This window comes from Salinisphaera sp. SPP-AMP-43, assembly GCF_049568105.1.
Lineage (GTDB): Bacteria > Pseudomonadota > Gammaproteobacteria > Nevskiales > Salinisphaeraceae > Salinisphaera.
Map to the genome: position 1 here is coordinate 1,586,579 of NZ_CP145335.1, position 16,592 is coordinate 1,603,170.

The 16,592-nt window shown below is 63.9% G+C and carries 16 protein-coding genes; 13 read left to right on the forward strand and 3 right to left on the reverse strand.

Features of this window, described 5'->3' with window-relative positions; translation table 11 throughout:
- Positions 1–135: 135 nt before the first annotated feature.
- Positions 136–927 (reverse strand): inositol monophosphatase family protein, encoded by a 792-nt coding sequence (locus V5738_RS06730; RefSeq protein ID WP_423823660.1) that lies wholly within the window; start codon positions 925–927, stop codon positions 136–138.
- 67 nt (positions 928–994) lie between these two features.
- On the opposite strand from V5738_RS06730, the gene V5738_RS06735 reads away from it, so the two are divergent.
- The 13 genes from V5738_RS06735 to der all read left to right on the forward strand — a co-directional run bounded on the left by V5738_RS06735 (position 995) and on the right by der (position 13,117).
- On the forward strand, positions 995–1,783 hold the full coding sequence (locus V5738_RS06735) for an RNA methyltransferase (RefSeq protein WP_423823661.1): 789 nt from the start codon (positions 995–997) through the stop codon (positions 1,781–1,783).
- 206 nt (positions 1,784–1,989) lie between these two features.
- The gene (cysE, locus tag V5738_RS06740; RefSeq protein ID WP_423823662.1) at positions 1,990–2,733 is read left to right on the forward strand and encodes a serine O-acetyltransferase; all 744 of its coding nucleotides are present in this window, start codon (positions 1,990–1,992) and stop codon (positions 2,731–2,733) included.
- Between the two features lies 1 nt (position 2,734).
- The gene (locus V5738_RS06745; RefSeq protein WP_423823663.1) at positions 2,735–3,901 is read left to right on the forward strand and encodes a cysteine desulfurase family protein; all 1,167 of its coding nucleotides are present in this window, start codon (positions 2,735–2,737) and stop codon (positions 3,899–3,901) included.
- A gap of 23 nt (positions 3,902–3,924) precedes the next feature.
- A complete protein-coding gene (locus tag V5738_RS06750; RefSeq protein ID WP_423823664.1) occupies positions 3,925–4,278 on the forward strand; it encodes an iron-sulfur cluster assembly scaffold protein in 354 nt (117 codons plus the stop codon).
- Positions 4,279–4,282: 4 nt separating this feature from the next.
- Positions 4,283–4,630: a HesB/IscA family protein gene (locus tag V5738_RS06755; protein ID WP_423823665.1), complete on the forward strand. Its 348-nt coding sequence runs from the start codon at positions 4,283–4,285 to the stop codon at positions 4,628–4,630.
- A 388-nt stretch (positions 4,631–5,018) separates the two neighbouring features.
- Positions 5,019–5,444, forward strand: a complete 426-nt coding sequence (gene ndk, locus V5738_RS06760) for a nucleoside-diphosphate kinase (protein ID WP_423823666.1) — start codon at positions 5,019–5,021, stop codon at positions 5,442–5,444.
- 28 nt (positions 5,445–5,472) lie between these two features.
- Positions 5,473–6,660, forward strand: coding sequence for a 23S rRNA (adenine(2503)-C(2))-methyltransferase RlmN (gene rlmN / locus V5738_RS06765; RefSeq protein ID WP_423823667.1), 1,188 nt, complete (start codon positions 5,473–5,475; stop codon positions 6,658–6,660).
- Positions 6,657–7,403: a type IV pilus biogenesis/stability protein PilW gene (gene pilW / locus V5738_RS06770; protein ID WP_423823668.1), complete on the forward strand. Its 747-nt coding sequence runs from the start codon at positions 6,657–6,659 to the stop codon at positions 7,401–7,403. The genes rlmN and pilW overlap by 4 nt, the downstream gene beginning before the upstream one ends.
- 5 nt (positions 7,404–7,408) lie before the next feature.
- A complete protein-coding gene (locus V5738_RS06775) occupies positions 7,409–8,443 on the forward strand; it encodes a helix-turn-helix domain-containing protein (RefSeq protein WP_423823669.1) in 1,035 nt (344 codons plus the stop codon).
- Positions 8,444–8,493: 50 nt separating this feature from the next.
- Positions 8,494–9,783, forward strand: coding sequence for a histidine--tRNA ligase (gene hisS, locus V5738_RS06780; protein WP_423823670.1), 1,290 nt, complete (start codon positions 8,494–8,496; stop codon positions 9,781–9,783).
- A 120-nt stretch (positions 9,784–9,903) separates the two neighbouring features.
- Positions 9,904–10,578 (forward strand): YfgM family protein, encoded by a 675-nt coding sequence (locus V5738_RS06785; protein ID WP_423823671.1) that lies wholly within the window; start codon positions 9,904–9,906, stop codon positions 10,576–10,578.
- Positions 10,575–11,750, forward strand: a complete 1,176-nt coding sequence (gene bamB, locus V5738_RS06790; RefSeq protein WP_423823672.1) for an outer membrane protein assembly factor BamB — start codon at positions 10,575–10,577, stop codon at positions 11,748–11,750. Before V5738_RS06785 ends, bamB begins: the two co-directional genes overlap by 4 nt.
- Positions 11,751–11,755: 5 nt before the next feature.
- Positions 11,756–13,117, forward strand: a complete 1,362-nt coding sequence (der, locus tag V5738_RS06795) for a ribosome biogenesis GTPase Der (RefSeq protein ID WP_423823673.1) — start codon at positions 11,756–11,758, stop codon at positions 13,115–13,117.
- Positions 13,118–13,917: 800 nt separating this feature from the next.
- Here the strand turns inward: der and V5738_RS06800 are convergent.
- Both V5738_RS06800 and xseA read right to left on the reverse strand, forming a co-directional pair.
- Complete coding sequence (locus tag V5738_RS06800) at positions 13,918–15,138, reverse strand: SH3 domain-containing protein (protein WP_423823674.1); 1,221 nt, start codon at positions 15,136–15,138, stop codon at positions 13,918–13,920.
- Positions 15,138–16,520: an exodeoxyribonuclease VII large subunit gene (xseA, locus tag V5738_RS06805; protein ID WP_423823675.1), complete on the reverse strand. Its 1,383-nt coding sequence runs from the start codon at positions 16,518–16,520 to the stop codon at positions 15,138–15,140. The genes V5738_RS06800 and xseA overlap by 1 nt, the downstream gene beginning before the upstream one ends.
- Between the last annotated feature and the right edge of the window lie 72 nt (positions 16,521–16,592).

Sequence of the window (16,592 nt, forward strand, 5' to 3'; positions counted from 1 at the left end):
CCTGCTTCGCCTGACATGCTGAGCCGCGCCAGGCGTTGATCAAGGCCGGGAAAGGGCGACTGGTGCGCGAGCGGGCACGGCTGGTATGCACCGCGACCGCGCGACCCTACCCAGCCGCGCGGCCCGGTTCGGGGCTTAGCTGCCGCGCGGGGTTTTGACGATCTTGTCTAACAGCTGTGGGTAGAGCTTGGGGTTCGAGGCCAGGATATTGTTGGTATCCAACGGATTGGCATCGTTGTCGTGGGTATCGCTGGCGATACCGCCGGCGGCCCGCACCATCAGCATGCCGGCGGCCATGTCCCACGGCGCTAGCCCGATTTCCCAATAGCCATCCAGTCGTCCGGCGGCGACATAGGCCAACTCGAGCGCGGCCGAACCCTGCTGGCGCATATGTGCGCTGGCCGACAGGATGCGGTTGTAGACCGGCATGTAGGTCGTGATATCGCGGTCCTTGCGATAGGCGAACCCGGAGGCCAGCATGGCCTCGCGCAGCCGCACAGTCGAGGACACGCGCATGCGCCGGCCGTCGAGGGTCGCCCCGGCGCCTCGATCGGCGGTGAACAGTTCGTCCTTGACCGGGTCGTAGATCACAGCATGCTCAACCACGCCATTGATCTGGCAGGCGATCGAGACTGAAAAATGCGGGATGCCGCGCATGAAGTTCGCGGTGCCATCGATTGGATCGATGATCCAGACCGTCTCGGCATCGCCAATCTCGCCCGACTCCTCGGCCAGAAAGGCATGATTCGGGTAGTTGCGGCGAATGGTATCGATGATCGTGGCTTCGGCGCGCCGGTCGGCCTCGGTCACATAGTCGTTGTCACCCTTGCGGGTGACTTCGCCGGTTTCACCGCGGCGGTAGTAGGAGAGGATGACATCCCCAGCGCGGCGCGCAGCGGTGACGGCGATGTTGGTGAGTGGTTGCATGGGCAGGCGCGTAAAAGGGCGTTAGCGTAACATCTGCGCGCCTTGATGCCTTCGGTTTGTGATTCAAATGAGCGATACCACGCCTGCTGCCGCCGACGCGCCCGATCCGATCGCGCTTGCGCGCCTGCGCATCGTGCTGGTCGGTGCCCAGCACCCCGGCAATATCGGCGCCGCCGCGCGCGCAATGAAAGTCATGGGATTGGCCGATTTGGTGCTGGTCGCGCCCGAGCGCTATCCCGATCCCGAGGCGAGCGCACGGGCTTCAGGGGCCGACGATGTACTGGCGGCCGCCCGCGTATTCGAGACCCTCGACGAGGCGCTGGCCGACTGTGTTCTGGCCATCGGCACCAGTGCCCGCAGCCGGCGGACCCAGTGGCCCTTGGTCGATGCGCGCACGGCAGCCGAGCGCGCGGTCGCCACGACTGCCGAAGGGCCAGTCGCCCTCGTGTTCGGGCGCGAACGGGCCGGGCTGAACAATGCCGAACTCGATCTTTGCCAGCTGCATCTGCAGGTACCGAGCAATCCGGAATACAGTTCTTTGAATCTCGCAGCGGCAGTCCAGGTCGTGGCCTACGAACTGCGTGTGGCTGCTGGGCACGGTATTTCGGCGGGCGATGTACACGAACCGGTCGCGATCGCCGATATGGAAGGGCTGTATCAGCACTGGCAGGCGGTGTTGGTCGCGGCCGGCTTTCTCGATCCGGACGATCCGAAAATGCTGATGCGGCGCCTGCGGCGCTTGTTCAACCGTGCCGCGCCCGACCGGGTCGAGGTCAATATCCTGCGCGGCGCGTTGCGGGCCCTGGATCCGCGCGGCTTGCCCAATCGTAAGCCGAAGGATGACCAAGCCGAGTAGCAGCGCGATGCGCTTGTTGGCCATAGACGACCGCTCGGGCCGTGTCGCGACCGCGATGCTGCGCCGGCATTGGATGCCATCGGTACACTTGATACCAGCGTTTTCGGCCCGAAATAGGGTGACAACGATGAAACGACCGCGCGCCGTCGGGTGCCCGGCGGCCTGCAAAACGTCCGTAAAGGCGTTTTAAAGTTTGGGAAAAGCCGATGTTTGCTCGTCTTAAAGAAGATCTGCACGCGATATTCGAACGCGATCCGGCGGCCCGTAGTATCTGGGAAGTCATTTTCACCTATCCCGGGCTGCATGCCTTGTGGTGGCATCGGATCGCGCACTGGTGTTGGAACCACCATATGAAATGGGTGGCTCGCTTCGTTTCGCACCTGTCGCGTTGGGTGACCGGTATCGAGATCCACCCCGGGGCGGTAATCGGTCGGCGTTTTTTCATCGATCACGGCTTTGGCGTGACTATTGGTGAAACCACCGTGATCGGCGACGACTGCACCATCTATCAGGGCGTAACCCTGGGCGGCACGAGCTGGAATCCGGGCAAGCGGCATCCGACCTTGGAAAACGAGGTGGTCGTCGGAGCTGGCGCCAAGGTGCTTGGTCCGTTCACGGTGGGCGAAGGAGCGCGGATTGGTTCGAATGCCGTGGTGGTCAAGGAAGTGCCGCCCGGCTGCACGGCAGTCGGCGTGCCGGCCAAGCTGGTCAAATGCAAGGACGGCACCCCCGAGGACCGGCGCAAGGAAACCGCCGATCGCATTGGGTTTTCGTTGTATGGCGTGAGCCAGGACATGCCGGACCCGGTGGCCCGTGGCATTGATGCCATGCTCGACCATATCGACGCCCTGGAGCGGCGCCAGGATGAGCTGGAAAAGCTCACGCGCAAGTTGGCCGATCGTCTGGATGAAGACACGCCGGAAATTGAGCGTATTACCGACGACGCCTGACATGCTCGAGACGCTCTATCTGGATCATGCGGCCACCGCGCCACTGGCGCCTGGGGTCGCCGAGGCGATACAGGCCGCGCTGGTCGAGGCGCCTGGCAATCCCTCATCCCAGCATGCGCCGGGACGCTGTGCAGCCGCTCGGATCGATCAGGCCGCCGAGCAAGTCGCCGGTCTGATCAATGCGGCACCCGGGGAGTTGATCTGGACTTCGGGCGCGACCGAGGCCTCGAACCTGGCGCTGCGCGGCGTCGCGGAGTTCGCCGGTGAGGGTGGGCATATTGTGTCCGTGGTCACCGAGCATCCGGCCACGCGGGATACATTGAAGGCGCTGGCACGGCAGGGCGTACGCGTGGATTGGCTGGCGGTCGACGGCGACGGCGCGATCGATCATGCGCAGCTCGATGCGGCGCTGGCCGAACAGCCGGACTTGGTTTCGATCATGCAGGTCAATAACGAAACCGGCGTGGTCCACGATATTCCGGCGATCGCGGCGCGCTGTGCCGAAGCCGGCGTGCCACTACATGTCGATGCCGCCCAAAGCCTGGGCCGTCTGGCGATCGATGTTGCGACCACGCCGATCGCGCTGATGTCGCTATCCGCGCACAAGATCGGCGGTCCGAAAGGCATCGGGGCGCTGTATGTTCGACGGCGAGCCCCGCGAGCCGGTTTGGCGCCCCAGATTCTGGGCGGCGGCCAACAGCGCGGCCTGCGAGCCGGCACGTTGCCGACCCATCAAATCGTGGGCTTCGGCGCCGCGGCGGCCTGGGCGGTCGAGCAGGGACTGTTGCTGCAGCCGGAATGGGCCGAGCTGCGCGAGCGGCTGTGGTCGGCGATTGCAGGTCTCGGCGGGCTCGGGCGCAACGGTCGCGCCGAGACCACCGCAGCGCCGTTTCTAAGCGTAAGCGTGGCCGGTGTGCACGGCGGTGCCTTGTTGGCCGGGCTGACCGAGGGCGAGCCAGCGCTCGCGGTGTCCACCGGGGCCGCCTGTAGTGCAGCCAAGGGCGAATCCTCGCATGTGGTGCGGGCCATGGGCGTTGCGCCGCGCGAGGCTGCGGCCACGATCCGTTTTTCGCTTGGCCCGGGCATCGACGCCGTCGCCATCGATGCCGCCGCAGCGCGCTTCGTTGCCGAGGTACAGCGATTGCGCGCGCTGGCGGCTGCGGCCTGACCGGAGTTGACGAGGCAGGCATAGTGGATGAGGTCACGACAAGATTTCTGCAGCCCGCGTATGCGGTCGGCAATGTCGACGACTGGCCGGCGAGCGGTTTCGGTGAAACGCCGGGGGCGGATGCGCGCTGTCGGATCTTTCTGGCAATCGCGGACGACGAGCGGTTGCGCGCGGCGTTCGGTGCCTTCGGTCCGCCGCCCGTGATTGCCGCAGCGGACTGGACCTGCCAGCGCGTGACTGGCGAAACGATTGAAAACGCTCGTAGTCTAAGCGTCAGGGAGCTTGAAAGAGCCTTGGCTCTAAGCCCGACGCAGCGCTACGCTGGGGCACTGGCGATCGATGCATTAGCCAATGCCATGATCAATCTGGGACGATAGTGTTATGAGCGACACAATTCTCGAATCCGAAGGGCTCGAGCTGACCGAAGCGGCCGCAGGCCGTATCAAGGAGCAGCTGTCTAAGCGAGGGCATGGTCTGGGGCTGCGACTGGGCGTGCGCAAGTCCGGCTGTAGCGGCTATATGTACACCATGGACTATGCCGACGAGATCGGCGAAGACGACGATGTCTTCGAAGGCCATGGCGCCAAGGTGGTGGTCCAGCACAAGCACATGCAGGTGCTAGGCGGTACCACTGTGGATTTCCGCTCCGAAGGGCTCAATCGCATGTTCCGGTTCGACAATCCGCGTGCCCGCAATGCCTGTGGCTGCGGCGAGTCGTTCATGATCTAGGCTCGAATGCCCGAGCGACGGCGGCCGGTTCGGATGTGGCCGTCGCCGCCGGAACGGTCGAAACGGCGCATGAATCGGCGATCGGGCACGAGCCTAGCGAGCCGTGCGGCAAACCAGGTTTGATGCCCGGTGCTATGCAGGCTGCGACCTTGTTTGCTGTCGATGCGTCAGAGGCCGTGTACCGAGTGCCCGCTGGATCTCTCCGCTGGCTGGTTTTTTTTAACCGTTTATGCTGCCCCCGAGTGGCATCGGCCAGGGTTTTAGTCAGTCTCTAAATCGACAGCACTGACAAGAGTGCCCTTGGCGAGCTACAATGTGAGGTTATCCGCGCGCGCATGTGGCTCGCGCGTGATTGCCCCATATCGTATTGTTTGTCTTAGGAGAACCCATGGCCGCTGAGCGCACCCTGTCGATCATCAAACCGGACGCTGTCGCCAAGAACGTGATCGGTGACATCTACAGCCGATTCGAAAAAGCCGGTCTGAAGATCGTTGGCGCCCGCATGCTGCAGCTTTCGCGCGAAGACGCGGAAAAATTCTATGCCGTGCATGCCGAGCGTCCCTTCTTCAACGCCCTGGTCGAGTTCATGATCTCTGGCCCGGTCATGGTGCAGGTTCTGGAAGGCGAGAACGCGATCGCCAAGAACCGCGACCTGATGGGCGCGACCAACCCGAAGGAAGCCGAGGCCGGCACCATTCGCGGTGATTTCGCCGAGTCCATCGATGCCAACGCCGTACACGGCTCGGACGGCGAAGACACCGCCGCTGCCGAGATCGATTTCTTCTTCGGCGAAAGCGGCATCTGCCCCCGCTAAGCCGACGTTCGACCGGAACCGATTCGCCATGACCGATGTCGCCACCGAAAAACTGCCCGCAACCCGTAGTAGCGCTACCGCCAGCGGTGAGCGCGTGAACCTGTTCGGTCTCGACCGGGAGGCAATGTCGGCGTTCTTCAAGGAACACGGCGAATCGGCATTCCGGGCGAAGCAGGTCATGCAGTGGATCTATGGCCGTGGAGTTACCGACTTCGCGGCCATGACCGATCTGTCCAAAAAACTGCGTGACCGTCTGCCGGAAATCGCCGAGGTGCGCCCGCCGGCACGTATCCGTGAACAGGCCAGCCAGGATGGCACCCGCAAATGGCTGCTCGCTGTTACTGAGGACATGGATCCGGACAACGCCATCGAGGCGGTGTATATCCCGGAGGCCGACCGGGCCACGCTGTGTATTTCCTCGCAGATCGGCTGTGCGCTGGATTGCTCGTTCTGTGCCACCGGCAAACAGGGCCTGAATCGCAACCTGACCACGGCCGAGATCGTCGGCCAAGTCTGGATGGCCGAGCACGACCTGCGCGCCCAGGGCAAGATCCACGGTGACCGGGCCTTGAGCAATATCGTGTTCATGGGCATGGGTGAGCCGCTGGCCAACTACCGGGCGGTGGTGCCGGCGATTCGTATCCTGCTCGACGACTACGGCTTTGGCCTGTCCAAGCGTCGGGTCACGGTATCGACCTCCGGCATGGTGCCGTTCATGGATCGGCTGCGCGAAGAAGTGGATGTCGCGCTTGCGGTATCGCTGCATGCGCCGACCGATGCACTGCGCGACGACCTGGTGCCGATTAATCGCAAGTATCCGCTCGATGAGTTGATGGCGGCTTGCGACCGCTATGTGAAAAACAAAGAACGCCGAGCCCACGTAGTCTACGAATATGTGCTGCTGGCTGGCGTCAACGATCAGCCCGAGCATGCCAAGGCGCTGGCCAAGCTGCTGGCCAGTCGGCCGGCCAAGATCAATCTGATCCCATTCAATGCCTTCGACGGCTCGGGCTACGAGCGTCCGGCCGAAGCGGATATCCGGGCCTTTCAGGACCGTCTGCACGCCCGCGGTCTGCGCACCACGGTACGCCGGACCCGCGGCGACGACATCGACGCCGCCTGTGGCCAACTGGTTGGTCGGGTACGCAGTAAACAAAAGCGGCATTTTCGTGACGTGCCGATCCGGGTGGAATCCAAGCCGGCTTCGCGCGTATGACGCGTCGCGGGCTCGCGATCATAGGGGTAGCGGCGACGCTGCTGGTCGCCGGCTGTGCCAGCCAAGGCGGCATCGATCGCGACAATGCGGCGGCCGCGAATGCCAATGTCGGCGCCGATTACCTGCACAAGGGCGACAACGACCGTGCCCGACGCGCTTTTCAGAAGGCGCTGTCCTACGATAAGGACAATTTCACCGCGAACTGGGGCATGGCCGTGGTCAGCGACCGCTTGAACCAGCCCGATCCGGCGCGCCGGTATTTCGAAAAAACGCTGGAGATCCGATCGGCGCCCGCCATCTACAACAGCTATGCGGCGTTTCTCTGCGAACAGGGCGATACCGACCAAGGCGTTGCGTATTTCAAAAAAGCGCTGGCCACCGATGATGCAGCCGACCGGGCGGATACGCTGGCCAACGCCGGGCTTTGTCGGTACCGGGCCGGACGCGTTCAGGATGCCACCCAGGACTTCCAACGCGCCCTCGAGTTGGACCCGAAACAAGCTACGGCCCTGACGCGGCTGGCGACAATCGCATACCATGCGCAGAATTATCTAAGCGCTCGCGCCTTCATCGAACGCGCCGACGCAGCGACCCAGCTCGATCCCGAGCAGCTTCTATTGGCTGCGCGAATCGAGTTGGCGCTGCATGATCGTGCTGCCGCCGAGTCATACGTGAAGCGTCACAATGCAGATCCGACGACGGCGACTACATCGCTGAGCCAACTGGAGTCATCGCGTCAATGACCGCCATGAACGACGACGAGACAACCGAAGATACGGGCGCATCGAGCCTGACGCAGAACAAAGCCGAGGGGGTCTCGCCCGGCGAGATCCTGCGCGAAGGACGGCTGGCGCACGACTATAGCGTCGAGGATCTGTGTGCCCAGACCAAGATGAGCGTCAAGACTGTCAAGGCGCTGGAAGACAATGATTTCAATGCATTGTCGCAGCCGGTGTTCGCCCGCGGCTATTATCGTCAGTGCGCCAAAGTGCTCGATATCGATATCGATCGGCTCATGGCGGCCTATACCGCCTGGGCCGGCGAGCCGAGTGCTCCCAAGATGGATCATCGCTCGGTCGGTGTTGGGACGATCCCCCAGGACGTTACCCCGGGCGGGGGACGTTTTCGGGGGCTGCTGATCCTGTTGTTGGTGATCGTGATCGTGCTCGTGGCGATCCTCTTCCTCGTGCCGTCGAACAGCATGCCGGGCCTGTCTTCGTCGTCGGACGAGCCCGACCAGGATAGCCAGACGACTACGCTGGCCATGAACTCGTCGGATGAAAGCGCCAACGATGGCAGTGCGTTCCTGGCCGAGCAGCCGGCCGATACCGATGCCGATTCCAGCAGCGGTACGCCGGACGTGGTCGGCGACAACGGCGGCGAACCGCGTACCGGCCAGAAAGCCGGCGGGCGTAACGTCAATCAGTCGCTGGGTATCGACTCGCCGAATGGCGGCTCGGGGGGCGACTCCGAGGCGGCCGAAGACGGCGGCCAGTCGGGGGGCGCTGAGCGCGGCGCGGTGCCGGACAACCGCTTGGAGCTGAGTTTTTCGCATCGTTCCTGGGTGCGGGTAACCGATGCCAACGGCAATCGTATGGCTTCGGGGATTTTCGAATCCGGTGATACGAAGGAATTTAATGGCGAGCCGCCGTATAAGGTCACGCTCGGCTACGCACCCGGGGTCAAGGTCGCGATCGGTGGCCAGGCGGTTGATGTGGCTGGCCAGGCCACCGACGGCGGGGTTGCGCATCTGACAATCAATCCGCCGAACAACAACGGCTAGCGTCACGGCGAGTCCCGAACGATTTTTGATTTAGAAGGAATGCGGCTTCCATGAGTCAGCGTATTCAGTCGATTCGCGGTATGCACGATGTGCTGCCGTCGGAAAACGCGCTCTGGCGCACCCTTGAGCGGACCGCCGAAGCGGTCTTTGCCGCCTATGGCTACGAGCAGATTCGCCTGCCGATCATGGAGCGTACGGCGCTGTTCGAGCGGGGTGTAGGCGAAGTGACCGACATCGTCGAAAAAGAGCTCTATACGTTCGAGGATCGCGGCGGGGAGCTGATGTCGTTGCGCCCGGAGGGCACCGCCGGTGCGGTGCGTGCAGGCATCCAGCACGGCATGCTGCACAATGCCACCCAACGGCTCTGGTACGTCGGCCCGATGTTTCGCTATGAGCGCCCGCAGAAAGGTCGCCAGCGCCAGTTTCATCAGTTCGGCATCGAAGCCTTCGGTCTGACCGGCCCGGATGTAGATGTCGAGCAGATCGCGATGTCGGCGCGGCTATTCAAGAACCTTGGCATCACCGGCCTGCGGCTCGAGATCAATACCCTAGGCACCCCGGAAGAACGGGCGACCTATCGGGATGCGCTGCATGCCTATTTTAGTGCGCATTTCGACCAGCTGGACGCCGACAGCCAGCATCGCCTGGATCGTAACCCGCTGCGTATTCTGGATAGTAAGAACCCGGATATGCGCGAGTTGATTGCGGCCGCGCCGTCGTTGACCGACTATCTCGGCGCGGAATCGGCGGCCCACTTCAAGGGGCTGTGCGAGGGTATCGAAGCGCTTGGTATCGACTACACCATCAACCCGCGCCTGGTGCGTGGCCTCGATTACTACACGCGCACCGTCTTCGAGTGGCTGACCGACGATCTCGGAGCCCAGAACGCTGTTTGTTCCGGTGGACGTTTCGATGGCCTGGTTGCCGAGCTGGGTGGTAGCGCCACCCCGGCCACCGGCTTCGCGATGGGCGTCGAGCGGGTGGCAGCGCTCATGGAGGCCCAAGGGGTCGCGCTGGATGATATGGCGCCGCATGCCTATCTGGTGCATACCGGCGATCAGGCCAGTGCGAAGGTGCCGGCCATGGCTGAATCGCTGCGCGATGCGCTGCCGGGGCTGCGGCTGCGGGTGCATGCCGGCGGCGGCAGTTTCAAGTCGCAGTTCAAAAAAGCCGATCGCAGCGGCGCGCGGCTGGCGTTAGTGTTCGGGGATGATGAGGCCGCGGACGATACCCTGCAAATCAAACCGCTGACCGACGATCGCGATCAGGAACGCGTATCGCTGGCAGCCGCTCCCGAGCGGATCGCGGCGCTGCTCGGCGACGCATTGAACCACCGCTAGCGCGTGTCGCGGCTCGCTCGCGTGGGCATACTACGCTAGGCTCGCCGCGGCTCGGTTCGCAGATCGCGGACGCGCAATACAACCCGACAGGCTCGAATACTCGAGGACGAAAGAACAGGCATGGCCCAATTCGACGATAACGAAGAAATGGCAACGCTGACCCGCTGGTGGTCCCGCAATGGCACGGCAGCGGTGGTCGGGATCGTCCTCGGTCTGATCATTATCGGGGGCTGGTACGGCTGGAACTGGTACAGCGATCGCCAGGATACCCAGGCCGCGCATATGTTCGCCGAAGTCCAGCACGGGATTTCGAGCGGCCAGCTCACCGGCGGCGTGAAGAACATCGTCTCCAAGCTGGAAGACGATTACAGCGGTACGCCCTATGCCGGCGCGGCAGCGTTGAGCATTGCGGGCTACTACGTCGATCAACAGCAGTACGATCAGGCCGACACGCATCTTGACTGGGCGATGCACAACGCCGAAGGCGACGGCATGCGCCAGATCGCGACCGTTCGCAAGGCACGGGTGCTTTGGGCGCAGAATAAGCCCAAGCAGGCACTGGCGCTGTTGAACCAGGATCACCCGGCGGCCTTCGATTCGCTGTACGCCGAATTGGCGGGCGATATCCAGGTTGCTCAAGGGCATCGCAAAGCGGCGCACGAGGCTTACAAAAAAGCCATGGCGGGTCTGTCGCAGGATGCGCCGCAGCAGATGTTGCAGCACAAGATTGATCAAACCGCGCCGGTGTCGGCGTCGAATGCCAATCCGACCGATTCGAAGAAGTCCGATTCATGAAACACTATCGACGTACGCTCACCTGTCTGACGCCGTTGTTGGTCGTGGCCACGCTGGGTCTCGGCGGCTGCGGCGGGGGCTCGACGATCGCCCAGCCCGAACCGTTGACCGAGCTGCCGAGCCCGAACTACCAGATGCAGGTGCTTTGGCATAGCAACGGTGGCGTAGGCGCTGGCAAGTACGTCAGCGGTTTCGAGCCCGCGGTGGCCAACAATACAGTGTTCGTGGCCAATCGCGACGGCGAAGTGGTCGCCTTCAATCTGAGCAATGGCGATCGCCTCTGGCATGTCGAAACCGACGAGCGGCTGATCTCCGGGCCATCCGTGGTGGCCGGTACCTTGATGGTCGGCACCCGCAACGGCGAAGTGCTCGCGCTATCGGCGGCCGACGGCAGCCAGAAATGGGCTGCCGATCTGGCCAGTGAGGTCATCGCGGCCCCGGCTGGCACGGCCGATATCGCGGTCGCGCGTACTGTCGACGGCCATGTCGCTGCGCTGGATATGGCCAGTGGCGATCGGCTCTGGACTATCGAAGGCAGTGTGCCGAACCTGACCATGCGCGGCACGGCGTCGCCGGTCATCCAGGACGGTGTCGTCTATATCGGCATGGACAGCGGTAAACTCCAGGCGCTCGATCTGCAGACCGGCGAGCAGCAGTGGGAGCAAACCGTCGCTTATCCGGAGGGCCGCTCCGAGCTCGACCGCATCGTCGATATCGACGCCGACCCGCTGATCGATAACAACACGCTGTATGCCGTGAGTGCCGGCGATTCGCTGGTGTCGATGTCGCTGACTACCGGCCAGATCCGCTGGAAACACAAACTGGCCTCCGAGAACAATCTCGCGGTCGATATGAACACCGTGTATGCGACCGACGAAGACAGCGTCGTCCAGGCCGTGTCGCGCAATGGCGGCTCGGCGCGCTGGCAGCAGGACACTATGAAATATCGCAAGCTGTCGGCCCCGGCTGTGCTCGACAACCATGTTCTGGTGGGTGACTACGAAGGCTATCTGCACTGGCTGTCGACCGACGATGGCTCGATCGCCGGCCGTGGGCGGCCGTTCGGCGAAGCGATCCGGGCGCAGCCCGTGGTCGTGGGCGGCGATGAAGCGATCGTGCTGGGCGCCGACGGCGAAGTCGCCGCGGTGCGCTTCGGCCGTAGCGGCGGCTGACGCTGATGTCGGATACAGGCGCAGCGCTGCCGGTCGTCGCACTCGTCGGCCGGCCCAATGTCGGTAAGTCCACGCTGTTCAACCGCCTGACCCGCTCGCGTGATGCGCTGGTCGCCGATCAGCCCGGGGTCACCCGGGATCGGCACTACGGTTACGGCGTCTACGACGGCCAGCGATTCATCGTGGTCGATACCGGGGGGATCGGCCAGGACGACGAAGATATCGACACCCGGGCGCTGGCCCAGACCGAAGCTGCTCTGGACGAGGCCGATGTCGTTTTGTTGATCGTCGACTATCGCCAGGGCCTGATGGCCGGCGACGAAGCGATCGCCGATCGACTGCGCCGTCATGGTCGGCCGGTATTCGTGGTGGTCAATAAAAGCGAAGGCCAGAGTGGTGCGAGCGCCAACGCCGAGTTCCATGCGCTGGGTCTGGGCGAGCCCTGGGCGATCTCGGCCGAGCACGGCGACCGCGTCAATTTGATGCTCGAACAGGTGTTCGCTGATCTGCCGGCCCCGCGGGCCGCGATCACGGCACATCGCCCCGATGCAATCCGGCTGGCACTGCTCGGTCGGCCGAACGCCGGCAAGTCGACGCTGGTCAACCGCCTGGTCGGCGACGAGCGCATGCTCACCCAGGATGAGCCGGGCACCACCCGCGATGCGGTCGCCAGCGAATTCAGCTTTGACGACAAGCCCTATGTCATCGTCGATACGGCGGGCGTTCGACGCCGTTCCCGGGTCGATGATTCCATCGAAAAAATCAGCGTCATCAAGGCGATGCAGGCTGCCGAACAGGCCCATGTAGTGATTCTGATGGTCGATGCCCGGGCCGGGCTATCGGCCCAGGACATCCGCCTGCTCAATCTGGCGGTGGAACGCGGCCGGTCGGCCGTGATCGCGCTCAATAAATGGGACGGCATGTCGGCCAAGGAGCGCGAGCAACTGCATGCGCACGTCGTCGAGCGGATGGGCGCTTTCGACTATCTGCCGCTGTTGTTCATCTCGGCGCTGCACGGCTCCGGGTTGCGCGACCTGCTGGACGCCGTCCAGGCCTCCTATACGGCGTCGTTTGTCGAACTGTCGACGGGCCAGGTTTCGCGCGCACTGGAAGAGGCTGTAGCTGCGCATGCGCCGCCGGCGATCCATGGCCGCCGGATCAAACTGCGGTTCGCCCACCAGGGCGGGCGCAATCCGCCGACCATCGTGATTCATGGCAACCAGACCCAGCGCCTGTCGGCCGAGTACAAACGCTATTTGGTCCGGCGCTTTCGCGAGCATTTCAATCTGTTCGGCACGCCGATCAAACTCGCATTCAAGAACAGCGACAACCCCTATGCGGGCAAGGCCAGCGGGCGCCGGCGCTGATAACGCTGCCGCTCGGGCGCTGGCGAATAACGCCTGAAGCAATCGACGTGGCGCAGTAGGCTCGGCCTTAGCCGTGCGGCCAGCGCAAAGGCGGTAGACGCGCTCCTGACGCAACGCGGCCGACAAAGCCGGCGCTGTGTCGTACGAGCGCGACGATAGAAACCTGATCCGTCGCGCGTGCGGGCGCTGCTCGGTCTGATTATCAATCGGCCTGAGGCAGTCGGTGGAGCGCTGTCCCGCCCGGTGCGATGGCTGTATTTCGAGAGCTGCAAGAACGGGCGCTTTTTCGCTGCGCTGCCGTGCTTTCGGTCTTGCAAGCTGTCGGTCGCGATAGGGCCGGTCTTGTTCGGTCTGAGCGTCGAGCGTATGTAGCCGCCGCGGACGCATGGCCTGCGCGGTCGGCATAGACGCTATCGGTATTGCGCGTCTGCGCCCAAGGCTATGGCGCTCAACGAGGCGCAGCGATCGCGGCCTACTGCTTTGGGCCAGAAAGCGACAACGCGCCCGCTGGCCTACGGTAGGCCGTTCACGACCCAGCTGCTGGTTCTTTTGCTTGGGCGATTCGGTCAAGCGCGCATCGAGCCCGCCTGCACGCAGCGGGTTGGCCGTAGCGCCGCGCTGTGTTCGACGTTGCAGCCGCAAACGGCCGCTGGAGCCAAGGGCAGACCTGGTGCAGAGCTAGTGCAGGGCTAGTGCAGGGCTAGTGCAGGGCTAGTGCAGGACGATACCCCACACCAGCAGGCTATAAAGCGATGATCGACGGCCCCGACAGTGGTCGGGGCCGTGCGCTATGAATCTTGCTAGCCTTGATGCTTGAGCAGGAAGTCGGCGACCCAGCCCTTGCGGCCGTCATCGAATTGCACGTAACGCCAGCCGCGATCTTCTTTCAGGATCGCCACCGAATCGCCTTTCTTGGCTTTCATCAGCACATCGGAACTGGTGCTCGGGCGGCTGCGAATATTAACGACCTTGCCCGATATCGCGGCTTTCGGCGCATCGGCATTCGACTGTGTGGTTGGATCGTTCGACGCATCAGCTGTGCTGTCGGGGCTGGTATCGCTGGCTGCCGTCGATGCGCTGTTGTCGGTCGCAGTCTGGGTGTTCGACGTCGAAGCGACAGTCGTTGTCGCGCTCGTGTCGTTGTCGGTGGCACTGTCGGCTTGGTCATCCGACGAGCACTGCCGAAAAACACGCTGGAACCAGTTGCAATCGCTGGCCTGGGACGATGAGGCAGTTGCCGATGCGCCGCCGCTACGAGCGTTGGAATATTCCGACGCCGTGTCGGTGTTGTAGGGCTCGGTATGCCCGTCGGCGAACACCAGATGCGGATACATCTTCTGCGGTTCGATCTTGAGCGGCCCGCGAGCGATATGGGTGCTTTCCGAATCCGGCAGCGACGAAGGCTTCGAGCCATTGATATAGAACTGCCACAGCTCGACATGCAGGGTGTTGCCTTCGCGCTTCCAGCCGATCGCCAGGCCATCGTCGTTATAGGTGTAGTACAGCCGACGGATCTGCATCCAGATCATGGCATCGTCGACATTGTCGAAGTCGCGACGGCCTTCTTCGTAACGCAACTTGCTGATGCCCTTGGCTGGCTTCCAGACTTTCGGCTCGCCGTCGAAGTAGATGCCCTTGCTGTCGCCGCCGGCAAAGGGGGTGCTGCGCGCCTTGATGATCGCGCCACGGCGCAGCCCATCCCAATTGAAAACCCGCCGCATGCCGGGCCCGGCCTCGATCTTGATATGGCCTTCGGCGGTATCGGCGACTACCTGCTGGTCGGTATCGAGTACTGCCGTATTGCTGCTGGGAACCGATGGGCCGCCGTCGGGCACTGGCGGCGGATCGGGGGTTACCAGCCGTGGGCCGTTGACACAGCCGGTGACGGCGAGGGCGCTGACCAACGCGGTCGCGGCCAAGGCCAGGCGCAGGGTTGCGGTGTGCGGCGTGCTCGTCATCTCGTTATCGAAACCCCTTGGGTCAGTGCTGTCCAAGCCCAGCGCGCTTTGCGCTCGAGCCATCACTTGGTTGTTCGGTCGTCGTCGCCCAGGTCGCGGCGCTCTCGTCGAGTGCGGACTTCGCAGTCCAGCTGCCCTCTCGCCAGATCGATCGCGACGGTCTCGCCTACGGCCACGGCCTCAGCATCGCGCAGGATCGCGCCCTGCGCATCACGAGCTATAGCATAACCGCGTTCCAGGGTCTGCAACGGGCTCACGCTATGCAGCGCGCGGGCTGCGACCCGTAGCCGCTGGTCGGCTTGCCGGACCTGGGTGATGCCAGCTCGCTCAACACGTTGCGATAGGCCGGCCAGGCGGGTCTGGGCCTGGTCGATACGTCGTTTCGGCGTCGCGCGGTAGAGCCGATCTTCGACTAATTGTAGATGTCGACGCCGGGAATCGAGCTGGGTTCGCGCAATCCGTGCGAGTCTTTGCTCGGCCTCGTCCAGGCGCTGCGCAGCCACTTCGATCCGGCGGATCGGGCTCTGCCGGGCCAGCCGCTGCTCCAGGCCGACGAGTTGCTGACGGGCGGCGTTCAGGCGGCCGCTCGTGCGTTGCTCGAGCGTGGCCGCCAAACGCGACAGACTCGCTGCATGGGCGCTCAGATCCGGGCATACCAGCTCGGCTGCAGCGGAAGGCGTAGCCGCCCGCATATCCGCGGCAAGATCGGCGATCGTGACGTCCACTTCATGCCCGACCCCGGACACGACCGGGATCGGGCAGGCCACGATCGCCCGCGCCACGCTTTCTTCGTTGAATGCCCAAAGGTCCTCGAGCGCGCCGCCGCCGCGTACCAATAGCAACACATCGCAGTCGCTGCGTTCGCCGGCCCGGGCCAGGGCACGGACGATCGCCGGTGCCGCGGCCTCGCCTTGAACGGCGACCGGAAACAGCCGCAGCGCACCGAGCGGATAGCGTCGCGAGACCACCGACAATACGTCGCGAATCGCGGCCCCGGTCGCCGAGGTGATCACACCGATACGCGCCGGGGCCGCGGGCAGGGCACGCTTGCGTGCGGCGGCGAACAGGCCTTCGGCATCCAGTTGGGCGCGCAGCTGTTCGAAGGCGCGCTGCAGGGCGCCGGCGCCGGCATCCTCGGCGTGTTCGACGATCAGCTGGAACTCGCCGCGTGCGGCATACAGGCTCACCCGCGCCCGCACCCGGATCTGGGCGCCGTTGTCGAGGGCCACCCGTAGCAGGCGTGCCTTATTGCGGAACAACGCACAGCGCACTTGGGCGTCGCCGTCCTTGAGCGAGAAATAAACATGCCCCGAGCGGGGGCGTGCGAGATTGGAGATTTCGCCCTCGACCCAGAGCAGGCCGAAGCTCTGCTCGAGCAGGTCGCGGGCGGCCTGGTTAAGTTCGCTGACGGTAAAGACCGTAGGGCCTTGCTGGGCTGTGGTCATGTCGGAATCCGGCCGTGTGACGAGACGAAAGACGGGCCGCAGCTGCGCCGTTTGGGCGCGTGCTGTCGAACA

Excerpts from the sequence above, each read along its gene's own strand:
- V5738_RS06730 (WP_423823660.1), bottom strand. The coding sequence starts at position 927 with ATGCAACCACTCACCAACATCGCCGTCACCGCTGCGCGCCGCGCTGGG.
- V5738_RS06735 (WP_423823661.1), top strand. The coding sequence starts at position 995 with ATGAGCGATACCACGCCTGCTGCCGCCGACGCGCCCGATCCGATCGCG.
- cysE (WP_423823662.1), top strand. The coding sequence starts at position 1,990 with ATGTTTGCTCGTCTTAAAGAAGATCTGCACGCGATATTCGAACGCGAT.
- V5738_RS06745 (WP_423823663.1), top strand. The coding sequence starts at position 2,735 with ATGCTCGAGACGCTCTATCTGGATCATGCGGCCACCGCGCCACTGGCG.
- V5738_RS06755 (WP_423823665.1), top strand. The coding sequence starts at position 4,283 with ATGAGCGACACAATTCTCGAATCCGAAGGGCTCGAGCTGACCGAAGCG.
- ndk (WP_423823666.1), top strand. The coding sequence starts at position 5,019 with ATGGCCGCTGAGCGCACCCTGTCGATCATCAAACCGGACGCTGTCGCC.
- rlmN (WP_423823667.1), top strand. The coding sequence starts at position 5,473 with ATGACCGATGTCGCCACCGAAAAACTGCCCGCAACCCGTAGTAGCGCT.
- pilW (WP_423823668.1), top strand. The coding sequence starts at position 6,657 with ATGACGCGTCGCGGGCTCGCGATCATAGGGGTAGCGGCGACGCTGCTG.
- V5738_RS06775 (WP_423823669.1), top strand. The coding sequence starts at position 7,409 with ATGAACGACGACGAGACAACCGAAGATACGGGCGCATCGAGCCTGACG.
- hisS (WP_423823670.1), top strand. The coding sequence starts at position 8,494 with ATGAGTCAGCGTATTCAGTCGATTCGCGGTATGCACGATGTGCTGCCG.
- V5738_RS06785 (WP_423823671.1), top strand. The coding sequence starts at position 9,904 with ATGGCCCAATTCGACGATAACGAAGAAATGGCAACGCTGACCCGCTGG.
- bamB (WP_423823672.1), top strand. The coding sequence starts at position 10,575 with ATGAAACACTATCGACGTACGCTCACCTGTCTGACGCCGTTGTTGGTC.
- der (WP_423823673.1), top strand. The coding sequence starts at position 11,756 with ATGTCGGATACAGGCGCAGCGCTGCCGGTCGTCGCACTCGTCGGCCGG.
- V5738_RS06800 (WP_423823674.1), bottom strand. The coding sequence starts at position 15,138 with ATGGCTCGAGCGCAAAGCGCGCTGGGCTTGGACAGCACTGACCCAAGG.
- xseA (WP_423823675.1), bottom strand. The coding sequence starts at position 16,520 with ATGACCACAGCCCAGCAAGGCCCTACGGTCTTTACCGTCAGCGAACTT.